Raw genomic sequence first — 21,337 nt, 5'->3', positions numbered from 1 at the left:
ACCGCTGACACAGTGCCGTCCGGCACCCGGTCGCACGGGCCGGGGTTCGACCCCTCATGCCCGTTCCCGATAAAGAGGATATCCATGCCCCGTTTCCATCACTTTGCCGTCGCCCTTGCCCTGTCGACCTCGCTCGTTGCCGCGGGCCCCGCGCTCGCCAAGGCCAAGGCCGCCGACCCCGCGCCGATCGCCGACCTCGTGAAAGCGGTCGACATTCCGTACCAGAGCTTCACCCTCGACAATGGCCTGCGCGTCATCGTGCACGAGGATCGCAAGGCACCCGTCGTCGCGGTGTCGGTGTGGTACCGCGTCGGGTCGAAGCACGAGCCCAAGGGCAAGACGGGTTTCGCGCACCTTTTCGAGCATCTGATGTTCAACGGTTCGGAAAATGCGCCGGGCGATTTCTTCGAACCGCTGCAGCAGGTCGGCGCGACCGACGAGAATGGGACGACCAACGTCGATCGCACCAATTATTTCGAGACCGTGCCGACCGGCGCGCTCGACATGGCGCTGTTCCTCGAAAGCGACCGCATGGGGCATCTGCTCGGCGCGGTGACGCAGGAAAAGCTCGATAACCAGCGCGGCGTCGTCCAGAACGAAAAGCGCCAGGGCGACAACAACCCCTATGGCCTGCTGCGTTACGAGATTTTCGAAAATCTCTTTCCCAAGGGGCATCCCTATCACCACAGCACCATCGGTTCGATGGCCGACCTCAATTCGGCGAGCCTCGACGACGTGAAGAAGTGGTTCACCGACAATTACGGCCCGAACAATGCGGTGCTGGTGCTCGCGGGCGACGTCGACGTCGCGACCGCGAAAGCCAAGGTGCAGGAGTGGTTCGGCGACATCCCCAAGGGTCCCGCCGTGACGGCGCCCGCGACCAGCGTGCCGACGCTGCCCGCGCCGCTCGCGAAGGAGGTCAAGGACCTCGTGCCGACGACGCGCCTCTATCGCATGTGGGCGATCCCCGGCCTCAACGATGCCGAGGCGGTGCCGCTGCAGATGGCGATGGGCGTGCTCGGCGGGCTGTCCTCGTCGCGGCTCGACAATGCGCTGGTGCGCAAGGACCCCGTCGCGGTCAGCGTCTCGGCCTTTGCCCAGTCGTTCGAGGATGCCGGCATCCTGCTGATCCAGGCCGATGTGAAGCCCGGTGTCGATCCCGCACTCGTCGGCCAGCGGCTCGACGAGGAAGTCGCCAAGTTCGTCGCGAGCGGCCCGACCGCCGACGAGTTGCAGCGCGCGGCGGCGAGCTATCTCGGCGGCGCGATTTCGGGGCTCGAATCGGTCGGCGGCTTCGGCGGCAAGGCCGTCGCGCTCGCCGAGGGCGCGCTCTATTCGAACGATCCCGGCTATTACAAGGTCGAGCTCGACCGGCTGGCCAAGGCGACCCCCGAAGGGGTCAAGGCGGTGACCCAGAAATGGCTGTCGCGCCCGGCCTTCTCTTTGACCTACACCCCCGGCGAACGCACCGAGGGTGGCGAGAATCGCGGCGGCGCGGTGACCGAGGGCAAGGCCGTGGCAGCGGTCGAACCCGACCGCTACTGGAACCCCGCGCTCGGCGACATCGGCCCCGACACCGGCTTCGGCACCGCGATCGCCGACCGCTCGCAGCTGCCCGCGGTCAGCGGGCTCAAGGCGCTCGAATTCCCCGCGATCGAGCGCGCCAAGCTCAAGAACGGGATCGAGGTCGTCTTCGCGCGCCGCGCCACCGTGCCGACGATCAATGTCGCGGTCAGCTTCGACGCCGGCTATGCCGCCGACCCGCACAGCGCGCTCGGCACCCAGTCGCTGATGCTCAGCCTGATGGACGAGGGCACGACCAACCTCGATTCGATCGCCTTCGCCGAGGCGAAGGAGCGGCTCGGCGCGCAGATCGACGCGTCGGCCAACGCCGACGAGACGGTGTTCAGCCTGTTTGCGCTGAAGCCCAATCTGGCGCCGTCGCTGGCGCTGCTCGCCGACTATATCCGCAACCCCGCCTTCGACGCCAAGGAGCTCGACCGCGTGCGCGCGCAGCAGCTCAACCGCCTGAAGGCCGAGCTCAACAATCCCAATGCGATCGCGTCGCGCGTGCTGCTGCCCGTGCTCTATGGCGCCGACCATCCCTATGGCATTCCGCCCTCGGGGCTGGGCGATGCGAAGGCCGTGACCGCCGCGACCCGCGACCAGCTCGCGAACTTCCATTCGACCTGGATCCGCCCGGACATGGCGCGCATCTTCGTCGTCGGCGACACGACGCTGAAGGAAGTCACGAAGCAGCTCGACGCGACGCTCGGCAATTGGAAGGCGCCGGCGACGGCGAAGCCCGCCAAGCATTTCGAGGTCGCGATCCCCGCGCCGCAGCCGCGCATCCTGCTCTTCGACCGGCCGAAATCGCCGCAGTCGGTGATCCTCGCGGGTAAGGTGCTTGCGGCCAAGGGCACCGACAGCCTCGAGGTGCTGCGTTCGGCGAACGACATCTTCGGCGGCAATTTCCTGTCGCGCTTCAACACCAATCTGCGCGAGACCAAGGGCTGGTCCTATGGCGTGCGCAGCCGCATCTCGGGCGACAAGGACCGCATCGCGTGGATCGCCGCGGCCCCGGTGCAGGCCGACCGCACCGGCGATTCGATCAAGGAGCTGCAGAGCGACCTCAAGGCGTTCCTCGGCGACAAGGGCGTCACCGCGGAAGAATTGCAGCGCACGATCAACGGCAGCGTGCGCGAACTGCCGGGCAGCTTCGAAACCTCGGGCGACGTGCTCGGCGGGCTGCGGACGATCGTCAAGTTCGGCCGCCCCGACGATTATTACGAAAAACTGCCCGCGACCTATGAGGCGATGACTGCCGCCGAGGTCGATGGCGCTGCGCGCAAGGCGCTCAGCACCGACGGGCTCGTCTATGTCGTCGTCGGCGATGCGTCGGTGGTGAAACCGCAGCTTGACGGATTGGGTTTGCCGGTAGAAACGGTGACTCTCGATAACTAACATCAGTTTCAGTAAGGAGAGCCGCAATGTCTCAAGTCGATGGCAGCTATGATTGCGTCACCAAGTCGCCGATGGGCGACCAGAAGTCGGTTTTCACGGTCACCAGCGACGGCGCGACCTTCACCGGCCAGAATGCCGGTGCGATGGGGTCGCTCGACGTCGAGAACGGCAAGGTCGATGGCAACAAGCTGACGTGGACCATGAACATGAAGGTGCCGATGCCGATGACGCTCGAATGCGAAGCGACGATCGACGGCGACGCGCTGACCGGCACGATCAAGGCGGGCCCGTTCGGCTCGATGGCGATGACCGGCACGCGCCAGGGCTGATCGCCTGCGCTACGAATAAGGGGAGGGTCGTCCTGCGGGGCGGCCCTTTTCTTTTGCGCTGCATAGCTTTGCGGGGGTGGCCAAAGCGGGGCGAGGGGCGCATAGCGCCGCTGCAATGCACAATTTACCCGCCTCCCCACCACCTGCCGAAACGACGCGCCGCCTGCCCGGTCCGCGCGAGATGGTCGCGATGATGGCGATGCTGATGGCGCTCAACGCGCTCGCGATCGACGCGATGCTCCCGGCGCTGCCCGCGATCGGCAAGGGGCTGGGCGTCGCCGTCGCGAACGACCGGCAATATGTGATCTCGATCTACATCCTCGGCACCGCAATCGGTGCGCTGGTCTATGGCCCGCTGGCCGACCGCTTCGGGCGCAAGGGCGTGTTCGTGCCCGCGCTGCTCGCCTACACCATCTTCGCGATCGGCTGCGGGCTCGCGACCAGCTTCCCGATGCTGCTTGCGCTGCGTTTCGGCCATGGCCTCGTCAGCGCCGCGCTCGGTGTCGTCGTTGTCGCGGTAATCCGCGACCTGTTTTCGGGCGACGCGATGGCGAAACGGCTGTCGCTGATCTTCCTCGTCTTCATGATCGTCCCGATCATCGCGCCGTCGATCGGCGCCGGGGTCGCGGCGCTCGCAGGATGGCGCGCGATCTTCCTCGTGCTCGCCGCAATGGGCGTGGTGATGCTGATCTGGCTGCGCCGCCTGCCCGAAACGCTCGATCCCGCCGACGTTCGCGGGCTCGACCTCCGGACGATGGTCGCCGGGTGGAGCGCGGTGATGCGCCACCGCCGCGCTGCGGGTTACATGTTCGCCGCGGGGGTGATGCAGGCCGCGCTGTTCGGCTATCTCAACAGCAGCGAGCAGATCATCGCCGAGGTGTTCGGCGCGCAGGCCTTGTTCCCGCTCGTTTTCGCCTGCGTCGCGGTGGGGATCGCGATCGCCAATTTCTCCAACGCCGCGATCGTCGAGCGCTTCGGCGCGCGGCGCGTGTCGCAGACCGCGGTCTTCGCCTTCATGGCGACCTCGATCGCGCAGATCGTCGCGGCGCTGAGCGGCGCCGAGACGCTGGCGATGTTCACCGTGCTGATGATGATCAACGTCGGGCTGATCGGCTTCATCGGCAGCAATTTCGGGTCGATCGCGATGGAGGATTTCGGGCATATGGCGGGCATCGCCTCCTCCTATCAGAGCTTCGCCAAGACGCTGCTCGCGGCGTGCGTCGGCGCTTTCATCGGCCAGCAATATGACGGATCGACGCTGCCGCTCGCTTATGCCTTCCTCGGCTGCGCGACCATGGGGCTGGTGCTGGTGCTTTGGGCCGAGCGCGGCCGGCTCTTCACCCGTCCGGGCACCGCGCCGAAAAGCCCCTTCTGACGCGCAAAAAGAAAGGGGGCCGAAGCCCCCTTTCCCTTAGTCCTTGCCGAATGACGGCGCCGGCGGGACCGGCTGCGGCGGCGCGTCCGAATCCTCCTCGTGCACCTCGACATGGCCGAGCCCGACATGGCTGCGCGAGCGGCTGTAGACGAAATAGACGACCAGGCCGATCGCCGCCCAAATCAGGAAGAGATTGATGCTCTTCTGGTCGAGGTTGAGGAAGAGATAGAGACAGCCCGCGATCGCGATCGGCGCCGTGACATAGATCAGCGGCGTCTTGAACGGACGATGACGGCCGGGATCGGTGCGGCGGATCACCATCACCGCGATCGACACGGCGGCGAAGGCGAAGAGCGTGCCCGAGTTCGAGATGTTCGCCAGCTGCCCCACGGGGAAGAAGGCGGCGAACAGCGCGACCGCGATGCCCGTGATGATCGTGATCACGTGCGGCGTGTTGAACTTCGGGTGGATCTTCGAGAAAGCCTGCGGCAGCAGGCCGTCGCGGCTCATGACGAAGAAGATGCGGGTCTGGCCGAACATCATCATCAGGATGACCGAGGGCAGTGCGAGACCGGCGGCGAGGCCGATCAGATTGCCGATCTGCGGCCAGCCGATTTCGCGCATCGTCCAGGCCAGCGCTTCCTTCGAGCAGACCACCGCCTGGTCGCCGATCGCACCGCATGCGGCGGCGAGTTCGCGGCTGCCGGGCTCGAGCGCATGACCCGTGGCGGCGTCGATGCCGACCGGCTGCGCGCCGACCGAACCGATGACGCCTGCCGCGACGAGCAGGTAGAAGATGGTGCAGATCGCGAGGCTTCCGATCAGGCCGATCGGCATGTTGCGCTGTGGATTCTTGGTTTCCTCAGCCGCGGTGGATACGGCGTCGAAGCCCACATAGGCGAAAAAGATCGACGCCGCAGCCGCGCCCACGCCGCCGAAGCCGAGCGGGGTGAAGGGCTCGAAATTCTCCATGTTCATCACGGGGATCGCGAGGACGATGAACAGCGTCAGCGCGGCGACCTTGATCACCACCAGGAAGGCGTTGACGGTGGCGGATTCGCGGGTGCCGATGACGAGCAGCGCGGTGACGAGGCCGGCGATGAACATCGCGGGCAGGTTGATCATCCCGCCGTCGAACGGCCCGAGAACCAAGCTTGCCGGTATGTCGATGCCTAGTAGATTTTCGGCCAAGCCGACCACATAGCCCGACCAGCCGACCGAGACGGCGCCGGCCGCGACCGCATATTCGAGGATCAGCGCCCAGCCGACCATCCAGGCGATGAGCTCGCCCATGACCGCATAGCTGTAGGTATAGGCCGAGCCCGACACGGGAACCATCGACGCCATTTCGGCGTAGCAGAGCGCGGCGAAGGCGCAGACGAAGCCCGCGATGATGAAGCTGACCATCATGCCCGGGCCCGCCTTTTGCGCAGCCTCGGCGGTCAGCACGAAAATGCCGGTGCCGATGACGGCGCCGATGCCGAGCATGGTGAGCTGGAAAGCACCGAGCGTTCGGTGCAGCGACTTTTTCTCGGCGGTGGCCAAGATGGCGTCGAGCGGTTTGACGCGACCAAATATCATAGATGTCCCCTTTGGGGCCCGGTGCGGGCCTCTCCTGGCGGGGCAGACTAGCCGCTCCTCCCGTCAGCGCAACTTAATTTCAGGCGTGTGACAGGCAGTTTATCGCACGGTGAAGCGCGCGCGGTCGACCAGGCGCCCGCCGGGGTCGACGAGCGCGAGCATGTGGCTGCCGGGGCGCGGCAATATCTGCTGCCCCGCGTCGGCGTCGCCGAGCGGGCGCTTGTCGAGGATCAGGCGGTAGCCGGTGACCTCGCCGCTGACCGCGACCGCGAGGCGCTGGCGATCGAGCGGGATGTCGGGGTCGAGCGCATAGACGCTGCCGCTGACCGGGCTGGTGATGCGCGGGCGGCGCGACGCGGCGGGGGCGGCGGCCATTTCGGCCTGGCCCGTGCCGCGGATGAAATATTCGCGGCGCGGCGGCTCGCGCGTGCCGGGGAGCGCGATCTGGCGCGCCTCGACATCGGCGGGCATCGCCGGCGCCTTGCCGGGGCTGCCCGCATGGAGCGCGAGCATCACGTCGCGCCAGACGGGCGCCGCGCCCGAAGTGCCGGATACGGCGCGCATCGAATCGCCCTCGAGATTGCCGACCCAGACCGCGACGGTGAAGCGGTCGGACCAGCCGATGCACCAATTGTCGCGCATGCCCTTCGACGTGCCGGTCTTGGCGGCGGCCCAGAAGGGGAGGCGGAGCGCGCTGTCGGCGCCGAAGGCGTCGGTGCGCGCGGCGGCGTCGGCGAGGATGTCGCCAACGATGAAGGCCGCGGCGGGGGCGACGATCGGCCGCGCCGCTTCACCCTTGTCTGACGGGCTGAAGCGCACCGGCGTCCAGCGCCCGGCGTTGGCGAAGGTGCGAAAGGCATTGGCTTGTTCGACCAGCGAAACCTCGGCCGAACCGAGGGCGAGGCTGAAGCCATAATATTCGCCGTCCTCGACGAGGCCGTGATAGCCCAAGGCCCACAGACGGTCGCGGAACTGCTGGACGTCGTCGATGACGAGCGCGCGCACTGCGGGGACGTTGAGCGAGCTGGCGAGCGCATGGCGGACGCTGACGGGACCCTTGAAGCTGTGGTCGTAATTCTTGGGCACATAGAGCCCCGAGGCGGTGTCGAGCTGGACCGGGCTGTCGTCGAGGATCGAGGCGGCGGTGAGCCAGCGATGCTCGATCACCTGCGCATAGAGATGCGGCTTGAGGGTCGAGCCCGCCTGGCGCCGCGCATTGGCGCCGTCGACCTGCGCCGCGGTCGATTTCAAGCCGACGCCGCCGACATAAGCGAGGACGTCGCCGGTTTCATTGTCGAGCACGACGACCGCGCCGTCGCGCACGCGGTCGGCGCCGAGCCCTGAAAGCTGGCGCCGGAGCGCTACGATCGCGGCCTCCTGGATGCGGCGGTCGATCGTGGTGGTGACGCGCTTGCCGGGCTTGTCGAGCAGGCGCACCGCGAGGTGCGGCGCGAGCGCGGGGTCGAGCGCGGCGATGCGCTCGCCCGAGACGAGCGTCGCGGCGGCGGCGCGGAGCGGGCCGCAATCCTTCGCTTGCGCGGCGCGGCAGGCGCGGGTGCCGAGCGTTTCGGCGCCCGCGGCGGGGTTGGGGAGCAGCCCGGCGAAGAGCGCGGCGTCGGTGCGGTCCATGTCGGCGGGCTTCTTGCCGAACAGCGCGCGCGCGCCGGCGCCGATGCCCTGCGTCTCGCCGCGCAAGGGCACGAGGTTGAAATAGGCCTCGAGCATCTGCTCGCGGCTCCAGTTCGAGGCGAGCGCCTGAGCGGCGCGCATCTGGCGGATCTTGGCGAGCCAGCCGCGCTGGCCGGGAAGCGCGAGCTCGGGCGACAGGAAAGCCGCGAGCTGCATCGGGAGCGTCGAGGCGCCGCGCGAGCGGCCGCCGGTCCAGCGGGTCTTTGCCGCGCTGGCGATCGCGAGCCAGTCGACCCCGCCGTGCGACCAATAGCGTTTGTCCTCGCTGGCGACGACGGTGTCGCGCACCGGCTTGGCGATGTCGGCGAGCGGGACCCACGCCATGCGGCGGCGCGCGAAGTCGACGCGCTCGCTGTCGAGCAGGCGGCCGTCGCGGTCGTAGAGCCAGGCCTCGCTGGGCTGCCAGGCTTTGCGGACCTCGTCGTAGCTGGGCATCGCGGGGGGCCTGGTGAGCAGGTGCGCGATGGTGGTGAGGACGAGGAGGGCGAGCGCAAGCCAGGCGAGGGCGTCGAACAAGCGACGGCGTTTGGCGGGGATGTGAGTCCGTCGGTCGGCGGGCATAAGCCCCTCCCCTTCAGGGGAGGGGTTGGGGGTGGGGGCCAGCGGCCTTGCGCAAGGCTCCGGGCCCCCACCCGCTGCGACTAGGCAGCAAGCTGCCAAGTCTCGCTGCCCTCCCCTGAGGGGGAGGGTGTTGAAAGGGTAGGTCCGCCACCATCACTTCGCGTTGCTCGCCACCGTCAGCGCCCCATTGGGCCACTGGCCGCGGATCGCGGGCGAGTACATCGCCTCGACGCGCGTCGGGGGCAGGGTGAATTTGCCCGAGCCGTTCAAGCGCACGACATATTCGACTGCGTGGGTGCCCGCGGGCATCCAGCCGAAATAGCCGCGCCAGCTGTCGCGGCCGCGCTCGATATAGCTGGGCCACGCGCCCTCGCCGCCCGCCTGGTCGCCGAGCATCTGCGACTGGCCGCCGAGGTTGCCGACGATCGTCGCGCCGGGCGGTACGGGGTCGTTGACGACGACCCAGGTGCGGCCCGCCGCGGCGATCACCTCGATCCGCACCTTGATCACGTCGCCGCGCGTCAGCGTGCCCGGCGTCGCCGCCTTGATCACGCTGACCGAGCGCTTGATCCGGTAGCCGGCGTTGAGCGGCTCCTTGAGCGGCACCGGCGCCTTGACGCTGACCACCGCCCAAGGCGAGCCCGTGCCCTCGTGGCGGAGGCTCATCTTGCCCGCCATCAGCGGCACGCGGAGCGGCGTCACCGGTTCGGCGAGCGGCCAGCTCTGGCTCGCAGTCGCGCCCATCAGCTCGATGCGGCTGATCCCGGTGATCGCGGCGGCGGGGTAGAGGGTGGCGAAGCGGCGCACGGTCACCGCGCCCCACGCGTTGGCCGGGGTGGTGTCCCAATGGCCCTTGCGCTGGCGCTGCGCGACGCCGACCATCAGCTTGCCCGCGTCATTCTCCCAGCCCTTGCGGCCGAGCACGGCTTCCAGCGTCTTGATCGCCATCTCGTCGCCGCTGACCATCATCCACCACGGCGCCTTCGCATCGTCGACGAGATCGACGCGCGTGCCTTCGTAGACGAGGCGTTTGCGCAGTTCTGCCTCGGCGGCGGTGCGCAGCGCCGGGGCGTTGCGGACATTCGGGGTGCGCTCGATCGCGACGAGCCAGTCGGCGAGCGTGCCCGTCGCCATGTCGGCGGGGACCATGTCGATCGCCGCCACCAGTTTCGCACTCGACGCATTGTTCCGCGCGAGCGCCGCAAGCGCGGCGACGCGCACCGGACGGATGTCATAGGGGCCGTAGCCGCGGCGGGTCAGCCGCCCCTCGACCACGGCCTGCAGCGCCTTGACCATCTTCGCTTTCGAATCGTCGGGGATGGCGAAGCCGTTTGCCGCGGTGATCGCGAGGACATAGGCGGTGAGCTCGGCCGAGCCCTCGAGCCGTTCGTTCGGCCAGTAGCGGAGCAGTCCGTCCTTATCGAGATAGGTCGGCATCGCCCCCGCCAGCGCCTGCCAGCGGCCGACGTCGTTCAGCGCCACCGCGCGCGAGGTCGACTGTTCGAAGCAGTTGTACGGGTAAACGCCCATATAGTCGCGGACGCCCGACAGCGGCGGCGCGAGCGTGCCCGCGAGCGCGATGTCGACATAGCCGCCGCCCAGCGCACCCTCGGGCACGCCGATCGGCAGGCTGGTGTCGGGGCCGACGCGGAACAAGGATGCCGCCCAGGTCTCGATCGGCACCGCGGGTTCGACGACTTGCTGGAAGACCAGCCGGTCGCGCGCCTTGCCGTCCTTCGACGCGGCGTCGACGGTCCATTCGATCGGCCCGGCATTGTCGGGGGCGACGACCGACCAGCTGACCGGCACTGCGCCGCCCGCGGGGATGGTGACGGTGAGCGGCGGCGCGGTCGCGACCGCGGGCGACAAGGTCGCGTTCGCGGTGACCGTCATCGGCCTGTCGGTGCCGTTGCGCAAAGTGAAGCGCGCGTCGAAGGTGTCGCCGGTGCGCACCAGGTCGGGCAGCCCGGCGAAGACGCCGAGGTCCTGCACGGTGCGGACGCTCGTCTCGCCGGTGCCGAAATATTGCGAGCCGTCGGTGGCGATCGCGACGAGGCGGAAGGCCGAGAGATTGTCGCTGAGCGGCACGTCGACCGTGGCGCGACCCTTGGCGTCGAGCGGCACGCGGCCCTTCCACAGCAGCACGGGGCGGAAATCCTCCCGAGTAAGCCCCGACAGGTCGCCGCCGCCACCGCCGCCGGGTTCGAGCGCCTTGCGGCCATAATGTCTTTTACCGACCACCTGCATTTGCGCGGTCGAGGTGAGCACATCGAGCGTGCGTTCGCCCATCATCGCGTCGATCAGCTTCCAGCTTTCGTTGGGCGCGAGCTGGAGCAAAGCCTCGTCGACCGCGACGAAGGCGACGTCGGCATTGGCCGGCGGCTTCCCGTTCGGTCCCTTGACCTCGATGCTCGCCTTGGCGGTTTCGCGGACGGCATATTTGGCCTTGTCGGAGGTCACTTTCACCCCGAGCTGATGGCCTTCCCAGCCGACCTTGATGCGCGCGATGCCCATGCGATAGCTCGGCTTGGCGAGGTCGACGAGCGCGGTCGCGGGGGCGCCCTCGCTATTCTCGATCTTGAAGCCCGCGGCGCGCTTCAGCTTGCGGAACCAGCTCTCGTTGCCGGTGACGCGCCCGCGCACCGCCATCACCGAGACATAGACGTCGGGCGCATAGGTCGCGGGCAGCTTGACCTTGACCACCGGGTTGGTGCCCTTGAGCGGGACGACGAAGCTCGACAGCACGCCCTCGCGCTCGACGGTGACGAGCGCAGTGGCTTCGCGGAAGGGCATGCGGACCTGGAAATTCGCGGTGTCGCCCGCGGCGTAGCGCGGCTTTTCGGCGATCACGTCCATGCGGTCGCCATTGTCGCCGCCGAACCACCAGTCGTCGTCGCCCGCGAGCCAGACCGAGCGGACCGCGCGCGCCTCGTTGCCGTCGGCGTCGACCGTGGTCGCGACGACGGTGACTTCGCCCGAGACGCCCGGCGCCATCGCGCAGCGCGCGCGGCCGAGCTTGTCGGTCGCGGCGCTGCACGTCGCGGCGAGGCGCGTGGTGCGCATCTGGTTGTCATAAGCGTAGAAGCCGCCGATCAGGCGCCGCCGCGCGGTGATGATCTCGCGGCTGTAGAGCGCGACCTGGACGCGCTGCCCCGCGATCGGGCGCCCGTCGAGATCGAGCGCGACGAAATTGAGGCGCAGATCGTTGTCGCGCATCAGCCAGCCGTCGGTCTTGAGTCCCAAACGCACGGCCGAGGGGAAGAGGGTGATGCGGCGGCTCGACGTCAGCGTCTCGCCATTGGCGTCCTCATAATCCATCTCGACCGCCATCTGGGTCGGCTCGGTGATCGGCTGGTCGACGCTGACGGTCGTCGTCGCGCTGCCATTGGCGTCGAGGCGAAGCGGCACCGAGCGTGCGAGCGGCAGTTCGGCGGCGGGCTCCTCGCCGCTGTCGTCGAGCTGGACGACGCCTTCCTTGACCGCAGCGCCGTCGAAATCCCAGTCGCGATAATCCTCGGGGGGCGACCAGCTCGGCGAGAAGCTGGTGCGCATCTCGACCGGGATATTGGGCGCGGGGCCGCCCGACAGGTAACCGACGAAGAGCGACAGCGGCACCTGCGTCGGGCGCACCGGCGGCGTCTTGGGCCCGGTGACGGTCGCTTTCATCGTCGGCAGGCGATATTCGTCGACCTTGACCGACTGCGACGACCAGATCGTCTTGTCCTCGCCGTCCTTGTCTTTCGTCACGAAGACGAGGTCGTAGTCGCCCATCGGCGCCGACGCCGGGACGTTCCACACGCTTTCGCCGCTGCCCGAGACCTCGATACTGAAGGGCATCGAGAATTCGGTGTCCGAGCCGCGATGGACGAGGCGGAGCTTGCCCGCCATCGGTTTGGGCGTCGCAAAGCCCGTGCCGACGGGGCGGCGCAGGATATGCTTCATGTTGACCGTCTCGCCGGCCTTCACCAGCGCGCGGTCGAAGACGGTGTGGAGGATGTCCTCGCGTTCGGACCAGCCGTAAGGCAGGTCGAAGTCATAGGGGCGGATGCCATTGCCCCAGTCGGTGAGGGTGAAGCTGAAATCGTCGCCGCTGCGCGCGCTGACCATCAGCGCATGGCCCTCGCTGACCGCGGGGTTGGGTTCTTCCTCGCAGCTGGCATAGGTTTCGGGCGACGGCAGGCCCGACGGGAAGGCGAGGCGGCCCTGCTTGTCGGCGGTGCCGCGCGCGAGCTGGCGCCCGGTGCAGGCGTCGGTGACGCGGATCTCGGCGCCGGGGACGGGCAGGCCGGTGTCGAGCGACGTCACCCAGGCGAGCGAGCTCTCGCGGCCCCATTTGAAATGCACCGCCATATTGGTGACGAGCGCGGCGGTGGTGACGTAGCGCGTCGCCTTGCGGCCGAGCAGGGCGGCGCCCAGCTCGGGGCTCGCGATCTCGACGACGTGGAAGCCCTTTTCGGCCAAGGGGATGCCGACGACCTCGAACTCCTTGCCGCCCGCGGCGGGGCTGAGCTGCATCTCGCGGCGCTCGCCGCCCGACGGCGCGCCGTCGAATACCGACTTGGTGCCGGTGTAGTTGACCGTGACTTCCTTGCCGGTGGCGTCGCGTTCCTCACGATAATCGGTGTCGTCGGCGTCGTCGACGCGCTTCAGCCAGCGCGCGATCGCGGCATCGTCGTCGCCGACGCGCAGCGCCGTCGCGGGCATCTTGAGGTTCGACTGCGCGAGCGAGGCTTCGACCCCGCGCACGGTGACGGGCAAGATGCCGCCCTCGCTCGCCTCGAGGATGCCGAAGCTCGCGGCGAATTTGACCAGCGGCGGGGCGCGGTCGATGTGGAATTTGAGCGGGAAGTTCGACTGGTTCTGCAGCTTGCGGCCGCTCTGGTCGGCGACGTCGGCGGGCAGCACGAGCGTCGCGTCGACATTTTGCGGCAGCGGGCCGGTGAAGCGGACGTAAGTGACATGCGCGTCGTTCCTGTCGTCCTCGTCGATCTTCGCGGCGATCTTCCTGCCGTCGGCGGTGTTCAGCGTCGCGGCGAGCGCGACGTCGCGCGCGACGGGCGAGGCGAAGCCCAAGGTGATGTCCTTCAGCGGGTTGCAGCCCGCTTGCGGATTGACCCGGCTGCACGACATTTTCGCGGTGAAGGCGGGGCGCACGTCATAATCGAAGCGCTGGTCGCGGCCCGCGGTGCGCGTCGGCGCGCCCGCCTGCTGGATACGCGCGTCCCAGACGAGCGCCATCTCGCGCCCGGGGGGCAGCGGGCGGCGGCATTTGACCGGGACGATTCGCTCAAGCACTTGATTGCGGTCGGCGCCCGCGGCGGGGAGGCGCAGCGGAAGGTTGCCGTTATAGGCGAATTCCTGGCGGTCCCAATTGCCCTGGCCGAGGCCATCGAGGATCTCGCTCGCGGTATCGGGCTTGAGCACGTCGACGGGGATTTTCTCGCCGATGCCGTCGACCGCGCAATAGGCGTAGCGGCCGACCGAGGCGCGGTCGGCGGCGACGTTGGTCGCGACGAGGAAGATCTGGTCCTCCTCGATCCCATCATAAGTGCCGCCGACGAGCACCGCGCGCGCCGAGGGGCCGCCCGAATCGATCTCGAAGCGGCTGTTGCCGCCGACCCAGGTCCCCGCGGCGGTGCGCAGGTTCGGGACCAGCTCGACGTTGCAGGTCACCCCGCCGGGCAGCGCCTTGTCGAATTCGAGCACCCAGGTGCGCGTATCGACCCAGCGGCCGGTGCCGGGAACGGGGCAGTCGTGCTTGGCGGGCGCCTTGGCGCGCGGATCGCCCAAGGGCACGATGTCGTCGGAGAAGCGCAGCGTGAAGCGCGCGATCGTGCCGTCGCCATTGCCGGCGCTGCCCGGGGTGGCGAGGATGACCTGCGGGATGGTGTCGGCGCTGGTGGCGGCGAGAAGTCCGGCGAGCGGGATGATCAGCGCCAGCCTTGCCCTGGCGGCGAATCGCTGTCCGAGCCTTTGCCAAAAACGCGCCATCGCTGCCTCCCAAAGACCCACCGCCTTATGTGCCGAATCGGGCGCGATGTGTCAACGGTTCGTCGATGGAATGGAACGGTTCGTCGCAGATATTTTTGCGGTGAGTTGTGGCAGCGAATCAGCGCGCGAGCATCGGCCCCAATTTTTGTCCTGCGAAAAGATGGACATGGAGGTGCGGAATCTCCTGGTGGCTGTCGAGGCCGACGTTGGCGAGCAGGCGGTAGCCCGGCGCGACGAGGCCGAGGTCGCGCGCGACCTGCCCGACCGCGCGGACGAAGCCCGCGATCTCGGCGTCGCTGCCGCGCTCGGAAAAATCGTCCCAGCTGACATAGGGGCCCTTGGGGATCACCAATATGTGCAGCGGCGCCTGCGGATTGATGTCGTGGAAGGCGAGGCTGAACGCGTCTTCGTGGACCTTCTTGCACGGCAGTTCGCCGCGCAGGATGCGCGCGAAGATGTTGCTGTCATCATAGGGGAGGGTGGCGTCGATCGGCATCATTCGCTTCCTTTGGCAAGATCCTGCGCCAGCGCGCGGACGCGCGGGCGGAAGACGTTCACGAAATCGTTGGTCCGCCGCCGGAGCCAGGCGAAAGCGGCCTCGCGATTGTCGGGCCGGTCGAGCGGCCCGGTGCGCAGGCTGTCGATGATCCGCGGCCGGCCCTTGTTGTCGACGATGCGTGCGGTCGGCCCAAGCTCGGCGAGGATCGCATCGCTATCTTCCATCAGCGCCTGTGCCACCTCGAGCCCGGTACCCGTGGAGTGGTGCGATAGAAAGAGCCCGACCTCCTGCAGCGTCATGTCGCGGAAGATGGTCAGCCACACCGCGCCACCCGGCGCCGGCATCATCAGCGTCGTATAGCCCATTTTGGGCGGCCTGCCGACGATCTGGTCGGGATCGTCGAGTTGTAGGCCGGCTTGGAAGTCGGCCCAGAATTGCCGGCGCTCCTCCGACCATGCCGCGATTTCGGGGTCGACCTGTTCCTCGCCGGCCGTGCCGTCGGCGGCGCTTTCCTCGACCGCCATGCCCTCGGGTACGGCGACCACATGGCGTATGATGGTCTCGGTCCGGGCGACGACGCGCGGCACGACCAGCCGGTCGCCGTTCGTTGCCGCGAAGATCGGCATCTCGACGAGCCCCAGCGTGAAATGCAGCCCTGCGTGGCGCTGGAGATGCTCGGTGATCGCCTCGACGCCCTCGCGAATGCCGTCCCCGACAATCAGCAACAGAAAACGGCCGCGGCGCAGATTGTGCGTCAGCGCGTCGTTGAAGGCGATCTCGTCCACGGCATAGCCCGCGGCGCGCACCAGGTCGATCAATGGGTTGCCGTCAAGCTTCAGCCGGCGGCTGACCTCGCGCTGGAGGTCTGAGCAGCTCCAGCGGCCTAGTTCCTTGGCATAGTCGAGAATCTGGCCGACGACCTCGCGCCGGCCCTGCGGATTTCGCCACAATTTGCATTCGACCAGTACTGGCAGGCCGGTCGCGGTGACCATGAAATTGTCGATCGCGCCGGCGGGTGTGTTCAATTCCGTGCAGATCGGAACGGGATCGACGAACAACGAATCGATTTCGGCAATGGGCAGACAGCCGGGATAGGCCTGAACCAGCTCCTGAATGGCCGCTTCGCTGAACCCGTGGCCATCGACGCCGAGCGGCATTGCCGTGAGCTGTTCTGACGCCCCGCCACCGGCCGCGATCAGGACGGGGGTCGCGTGCTGACGCTTCACGATGGGCGCGCCGCCTTTTCGGCGTGGCCCGAGGTGCCGTGGCGGCGGGTCAGTTCGGCAGCGATGTCGGTCCATGCAAGGCCACGTTCGGCGAGCAGGATCGACAGGTGGAAGATCAGGTCGCTCGCCTCGCCGACCAGCGCCTTGTCGTCTTCGGTCAGCGCGGCGATGACGGTTTCGACCGCTTCCTCACCGAGCTTCTGCGCGATCTTGCCGCGGCCTTTCGCGGCGAGGCTTGCGACATAGCTGGCTTCGGCGTCGCCCGCGGCGAGGCGCGCCTTCACCACCGCTTCGAGCTGGTCCAGTGCTTCGCCGATTGTCCCGCTCATTGCGCTGTCCTTTTGAGACCGTTCGCCCTGAGCTTGTCGAAGGGCCGTTCTTTACTTTCGAGCGTCGAAGAAAGGACGGTGCTTCGACAAGCTCAGCACGAACGGAAAGAGGAATCCGCCTAGCCTTCCACAAGGCGCTGGACAAGGCAGGATGGCTCCGGTCAAAGGCTCGGCATGGCCGAGGTCAAGCTTCATCCCGACTGGCTCGCGTGCATCGGCGGCGAGTTCGAAAAGCCCTATATGGCCGAGCTGAAGGCCTTCCTCGCCGGTGAGCGCGCGAAGGGGAAGACCATCTATCCCAAACCGCGCGACTGGTTCGCGGCGCTCGATGCGACGCCGCCGCAGGATGTCCGTGTGGTGATCCTGGGGCAGGACCCCTATCATGGGCCTGATCAGGCGCATGGGCTGTGCTTCTCGGTCCAGCCCGGGGTGCGCACGCCGCCGAGCCTGGTCAATATCTACAAGGAAATGCGCGACGATCTGGGCATCCCGCCGGCGCGGCACGGCTATCTCAAAAGCTGGGCCGAGCAGGGCGTGCTGCTGCTCAACAATGTGCTGACGGTCGAGGCGGGCATGGCCGCGTCGCACCAGAAGCGCGGGTGGGAGCGCTTCACCGATGCCGCGGTCGCGGCGGTCGCGGCCGATCCGGCGCCCAAGGTGTTCATCCTGTGGGGCAGTCATGCGCAGCGCAAGGCGGCCGATGTGCCGGGGCTCGGGCAGGGGAGCCCGCACCTGATCCTGCGCGCGCCGCACCCCTCGCCCTTGTCGGCGCACAACGGCTTTTTCGGGTCGAAGCCGTTCAGCCAGGCCAATGCCTTCCTGTCGGCGAACGGGCGCGGGACGATCGACTGGCAATTGCCCGAAAACTCCGAGGCCGCTCAAGCATGAGCATATTGGCCGATCCGGCGACGCTGGCGATATTGATCGTGGCGGTGGTGCTGCTCGGCATGGCGAAGGGCGGGCTCGCGGGGGTCGGCGCGCTCGCGACGCCGCTCGCCGCCCTCGTGCTGCCGCCCGCGACCGCGGCGGCGCTGCTGCTGCCGATCCTGATCGTGCAGGACGTCGTCAGCGTCTGGTCGTTCCGCCAGACTTGGGACGGGTGGATCATCGGCTGGATGCTGCCCGGCGCCGCGGTCGGCATCTTCGGCGGCTATTATTTCGCCGAACAAGTGAATGAGGCGCAGCTGATGGCGGCCTTGGGCGGGATCACGATGCTCTTCGGCCTCTATCGCCTCTGGGTCGAGCGCGGCGGGCGCGTCGTCGCGGCGTCGACCTCGCCGGGCTGGGTCGGCAGCCTGTTCGGGGTCGCGACCGGCCTCACCAGCCAGATCGCGCACGCCGGCGGGCCGCCCTTCCAGATGTGGGTGACCCCGCGCCGCCTGCCGCACCTCGTCTTCATCGGGACGAGCTCGATCCTCTTTGCGCTGATCAACTGGATGAAGGTGCCCGCCTATCTCGCGCTCGGCGCCTTTCCGCACGAGGTCGTCGTCGCGGCGCTGCTGCTGATGCCGCTCGCGATCGTCAGCACGCTGGTGACGGTGCGCTGGCTGAAACGCATGGACCCCGCGCGCTTCTATGTGATCATCTATGTGCTGATGGTGCTGCTCGGCGCGAAGCTCTTGTGGGACGGGGTGTCGGCATGAGCGCGATCACGATCCTCGTCGATGCCGACGCCTGCCCGGTGAAGGACGAAATCTACAAGGTCGCCTGGCGGCACGAAGTCGCGGTCAAGGTGGTGAGCAACAGCCGGCTGCGCGTGCCCGAACACCCGCTGATCGAGCGCGTCGTGGTGTCGGACGGCTTCGACGCCGCCGACGACTGGATCGCCGAGGCGGCGCATGCGCGCAGCATCGTTGTGACCGCCGACATATTGCTCGCTGACCGCGCGCTCAAGGCGGGGGCGACGGTGCTCGCGCCGACGGGCAAGCCCTTCACCGCGGCGTCGATCGGCCCCGCGATCGCGACGCGTGCGATCATGGCCGACCTGCGCGCAGGCATGGGCGACGGCATGGGCGGTCCGCCGCCCTTCTCGAAAGCCGACCGCTCGGCCTTCCTGCAGGCGCTCGATACGGCGCTGGTGCGTTTGAAGCGCGGCTGATTCGCGGCACGCGATTCGGCGCGGCTCGCCAAAGCAAATTTTCTTTCCTTTTGTTTTCATGAGTTTGTGAACATTTTTCGGCGCCAGTGATTTGGCTCACGGCCGACCGGCGCGCGCGCCGCCATAAGCAGGTCATCGGGAACGCCCCGAACCAGTTTCGAACCGAACACAGACTTTGAACCGAACAGAAGGAAAACCCAAGATGACCAAGAAGATGATCCTCGCTCCCGTCCTCGCGCTCACCGTGGCGCTCTCGGCGACCCCCGCGATGGCGCAGTCGGCGCAGCCCGCCGCGGGCGGCATGACGATCTCGAGCGGCCCGACGCAGATCCTGATCGGCCTGCTGCTCCCGGCGGTCCAGAAGGTCCGCGAAGCCGCCGCCCGGATGAAGTGACACCCGAATACCCCAGGCCGCGGGCCGGCAATAGGGCCGGCCCGCCGCTCGACAGGAAGATGACGACGATGACCAAGAAGATGATTCTCGCGCCCGTGCTCGCGCTCACCGTGGCGCTCTCGGCCACCCCCGCCATGGCGCAGTCGGCGCAGCCCTCGAGCGGCATGACGATCAGCGCCGGGCCGGTACAGGTCCTGATCGGCCTGCTGCTACCCGCGGTGCAGAAGGTGCGCGAGGCGGCGAGCCGCTGCCGCTGCTGAGCCCGATTTTCGTCCCCGCTCCGGTCCCTCCGACCGGTCCGGGTCCAAGGAAGCCCTTCCGCCGATGCGACCCCGGCGGAAGGGCTTTTTCGTGGGTTGGAAGGCGATTGGCGAAAAGCCGCCCTTATGAATCCCGTTCGACACAAACGGAAATAGAGGAAGGTCTTAGCCCCCCGGCGGACGCCCGCTCAATTCGCGGGCTTGGTCTCGTCGATCTTTTCGACCCATTCGGGATAGAAGCTCGGCTCGCGCGCCGACCAGCCGGGGGCGGTCGCGGCGGCTTCGCTGATCGACTGGAGCAGCAGTTTGCGCTTGTCGGGATGGAGGTGCGGCAGCGACGCCGCCGCGCAGAAGGCGCCGGGCAGCCACGGCCGCGCGTGCGCGCCGAGTAGCCGCTCATAGAGGAAGCGGTAGGAGGCGAAGCCCGGCAGGCGGTCCTGCCCGAGGTCGAAGGCCGACACCGCGACGAGCGGCGCCATGAAATGTTCGAGTGCGTCGAGCCCGCTGTCGTCGGGGATATGCGCGCGGATCTCGTTGATCCGCTGATAGACGCGCGCCTGGACGCGGATCGCGGTCTCCTCGACCATGTCGCGCGACCAGCGTGCGATCGCATCGTCGCGCTCGAGCCCGATGTCGAGCGAGCGGCGGATGTAGCGCTGCGTCGCCGCAGGAAAGCCCGCGAATTCCTTGATTTCCGATATCGACAGATCGCCCGCTGCCGGTCCCGAACGCGTCGCCATGGTCATGCTCCCGCACGGCGCCCGGGGAGCCATCCCCCCGGAGGCCTGCATCTGACAGTCTGCCACCAAAATGGTTAGTGGCGGGTTAACCATGGCGCCGGAGAATGTTCAGCAATCGCTGGGGCGTTGCACCGCGCCGCGCGGGGGCCTAATCTACGTGCATCAGAACAAAACACGCAGGGACACCCATGTCGCACGCACCGCAGCCGGTCATCTCGTCCACCGGCCTTTTCACCCCCGCCGAAGCCATCTCCAACGAAGAACTTGTCGCCAGTTTTAACGCTTATGTTGCACTGCACAATAGGGAAAATGCAGCGGCCATCGCACAGGGCGACGTGGCCGAACTGACCGAGTCGAGCGTCGAATTCATCGAGAAGGCGAGCGGCATCGGCTCGCGCTTCGTCGTCGACAAGGCGGGCATCCTCGACCCCGAACATATGGCGCCGCGGATCGCGGCGCGGCCCAATGAGGAGATTTCGCTACTCGCCGAGATCGGCGTCGCGGCGGCGAACATGCAGCGGCCTTACCCGGCGATGGCGGTCGAAATCCAGGATGCGCTCGGCATCGACGGTTTCGGGTTCGATATGAACGTCGCCTGCTCGTCGGCGACCTTCGGCATCCAGACCGCCGCCGACTATATCCGCGCGGGGCATGCGAAGAGCGTGCTCGTGGTGAACCCCGAAATCTGTTCGGGGCATTTGAACTGGCGCGACCGCGACAGCCATTTCATCTTCGGCGACGTCGCGACCGCGATCCTGGTCGAGGAGAAAAGCATCGCGCCTGCGGGGCATTGGGACATTCTTGGGACCAAGCTCAAGACCGTCTTCTCGAACAACATCCGCAACAATTTCGGCTTCCTCAACCGCGGCCATGGCGGGATCGACCAGTCGGGGCCGAAGAGCGACAAATTGTTCGTCCAGGAAGGCCGCAAGGTGTTCAAGGAAGTCGTGCCGATGGTCGCGAACATGATCGTCGAGCAGATGGAAGTGCTGGGGCTCGAGGGCGCCGACATGCGGCGGCTGTGGCTGCACCAGGCGAACACCAATATGAACCGGCTGATCGCGCAGCGCGTGCTCGGCCACGAGGCGAGCGAGGACGAGAGCCCGACGGTGCTCGACACCTATGGCAATACGTCGAGCGCGGGGTCGATCATCGCCTTCCACCTCAATCATGAGGATATGGCGGCGGGCGACACCGGGCTGATCTGTTCGTTCGGGGCGGGCTATAGCGCGGGGACGGTGTTCGTTCGGAAGACCTGAGCGTCATAAGGGCGTCGTGTTATGAGGCGAGGGCGCGCTATT

16 protein-coding genes are annotated in these 21,337 nt (G+C 67.6%); 9 read left to right on the top strand and 7 right to left on the bottom strand.

The window, feature by feature from the left end; genetic code table 11:
* Positions 1 to 84: 84 nt before the first annotated feature.
* The 3 genes from ATE62_RS14195 (at position 85) to ATE62_RS14185 (ending at position 4,668) form a co-directional block, all read left to right on the top strand.
* Positions 85 to 2,964, top strand: a complete 2,880-nt coding sequence (locus ATE62_RS14195; protein ID WP_058807970.1) for a M16 family metallopeptidase — start codon at positions 85 to 87, stop codon at positions 2,962 to 2,964.
* Between the two features lie 26 nt (positions 2,965 to 2,990).
* Positions 2,991 to 3,293 carry a hypothetical protein gene (locus ATE62_RS14190; RefSeq protein WP_058807971.1) on the top strand — a complete coding sequence of 101 codons (303 nt, stop codon included), beginning with the start codon at positions 2,991 to 2,993 and terminating at the stop codon, positions 3,291 to 3,293.
* Positions 3,294 to 3,408: 115 nt separating this feature from the next.
* On the top strand, positions 3,409 to 4,668 hold the full coding sequence (locus ATE62_RS14185; RefSeq protein WP_058807972.1) for a multidrug effflux MFS transporter: 1,260 nt from the start codon (positions 3,409 to 3,411) through the stop codon (positions 4,666 to 4,668).
* 36 nt (positions 4,669 to 4,704) lie between these two features.
* Here ATE62_RS14185 and ATE62_RS14180 read toward each other — a convergent pair whose 3' ends face one another.
* From ATE62_RS14180 to ATE62_RS14155, 6 genes are all read right to left on the bottom strand, one after another.
* Positions 4,705 to 6,249, bottom strand: coding sequence for an amino acid permease (locus ATE62_RS14180; RefSeq protein WP_058807973.1), 1,545 nt, complete (start codon positions 6,247 to 6,249; stop codon positions 4,705 to 4,707).
* A gap of 99 nt (positions 6,250 to 6,348) precedes the next feature.
* Positions 6,349 to 8,499: a penicillin-binding protein 1C gene (pbpC, locus tag ATE62_RS14175; RefSeq protein ID WP_058807974.1), complete on the bottom strand. Its 2,151-nt coding sequence runs from the start codon at positions 8,497 to 8,499 to the stop codon at positions 6,349 to 6,351.
* Between the two features lie 153 nt (positions 8,500 to 8,652).
* Positions 8,653 to 14,490 (bottom strand): alpha-2-macroglobulin family protein, encoded by a 5,838-nt coding sequence (locus ATE62_RS14170; protein ID WP_082662817.1) that lies wholly within the window; start codon positions 14,488 to 14,490, stop codon positions 8,653 to 8,655.
* A gap of 118 nt (positions 14,491 to 14,608) precedes the next feature.
* On the bottom strand, positions 14,609 to 14,986 hold the full coding sequence (locus ATE62_RS14165; RefSeq protein ID WP_058808019.1) for a histidine triad nucleotide-binding protein: 378 nt from the start codon (positions 14,984 to 14,986) through the stop codon (positions 14,609 to 14,611).
* Positions 14,986 to 16,215, bottom strand: a complete 1,230-nt coding sequence (locus ATE62_RS14160; protein ID WP_058807975.1) for a hypothetical protein — start codon at positions 16,213 to 16,215, stop codon at positions 14,986 to 14,988. Before ATE62_RS14160 ends, ATE62_RS14165 begins: the two co-directional genes overlap by 1 nt.
* A complete protein-coding gene (locus ATE62_RS14155; protein WP_058807976.1) occupies positions 16,212 to 16,544 on the bottom strand; it encodes a phosphoribosyl-ATP diphosphatase in 333 nt (110 codons plus the stop codon). The genes ATE62_RS14160 and ATE62_RS14155 overlap by 4 nt, the downstream gene beginning before the upstream one ends.
* A gap of 174 nt (positions 16,545 to 16,718) precedes the next feature.
* Here ATE62_RS14155 and ung point away from each other — a divergent pair, with 174 nt between their 5' ends.
* From ung to ATE62_RS14130, 5 genes are all read left to right on the top strand, one after another.
* Positions 16,719 to 17,432 carry a uracil-DNA glycosylase gene (gene ung / locus ATE62_RS14150; RefSeq protein ID WP_058807977.1) on the top strand — a complete coding sequence of 238 codons (714 nt, stop codon included), beginning with the start codon at positions 16,719 to 16,721 and terminating at the stop codon, positions 17,430 to 17,432.
* A complete protein-coding gene (locus tag ATE62_RS14145; protein WP_058807978.1) occupies positions 17,429 to 18,187 on the top strand; it encodes a sulfite exporter TauE/SafE family protein in 759 nt (252 codons plus the stop codon). Before ung ends, ATE62_RS14145 begins: the two co-directional genes overlap by 4 nt.
* Positions 18,184 to 18,642, top strand: a complete 459-nt coding sequence (locus tag ATE62_RS14140; RefSeq protein ID WP_082662816.1) for a YaiI/YqxD family protein — start codon at positions 18,184 to 18,186, stop codon at positions 18,640 to 18,642. The genes ATE62_RS14145 and ATE62_RS14140 overlap by 4 nt, the downstream gene beginning before the upstream one ends.
* A gap of 202 nt (positions 18,643 to 18,844) precedes the next feature.
* Entirely contained in the window at positions 18,845 to 19,036 is a 192-nt protein-coding gene (locus ATE62_RS14135; protein ID WP_058807979.1) for a hypothetical protein, read from the top strand.
* A 59-nt stretch (positions 19,037 to 19,095) separates the two neighbouring features.
* Positions 19,096 to 19,296 carry a hypothetical protein gene (locus ATE62_RS14130; RefSeq protein WP_058807980.1) on the top strand — a complete coding sequence of 67 codons (201 nt, stop codon included), beginning with the start codon at positions 19,096 to 19,098 and terminating at the stop codon, positions 19,294 to 19,296.
* A 188-nt stretch (positions 19,297 to 19,484) separates the two neighbouring features.
* On the opposite strand, the gene ATE62_RS14125 is transcribed toward ATE62_RS14130, so the two are convergent.
* A complete protein-coding gene (locus ATE62_RS14125) occupies positions 19,485 to 20,036 on the bottom strand; it encodes a hypothetical protein (protein ID WP_058807981.1) in 552 nt (183 codons plus the stop codon).
* A gap of 188 nt (positions 20,037 to 20,224) precedes the next feature.
* On the opposite strand from ATE62_RS14125, the gene ATE62_RS14120 reads away from it, so the two are divergent.
* Complete coding sequence (locus tag ATE62_RS14120) at positions 20,225 to 21,295, top strand: beta-ketoacyl-ACP synthase III (RefSeq protein WP_058807982.1); 1,071 nt, start codon at positions 20,225 to 20,227, stop codon at positions 21,293 to 21,295.
* Positions 21,296 to 21,337: the final 42 nt, after the last annotated feature.

It is taken from the genome of Sphingopyxis sp. HIX (genome assembly GCF_001468285.1).
Taxonomy (GTDB): Bacteria; Pseudomonadota; Alphaproteobacteria; order Sphingomonadales; family Sphingomonadaceae; genus Sphingopyxis.
The sequence above is the reverse complement of the archived record's forward strand: the minus strand, read 5'-3'. Positions and strand labels throughout refer to the sequence as shown.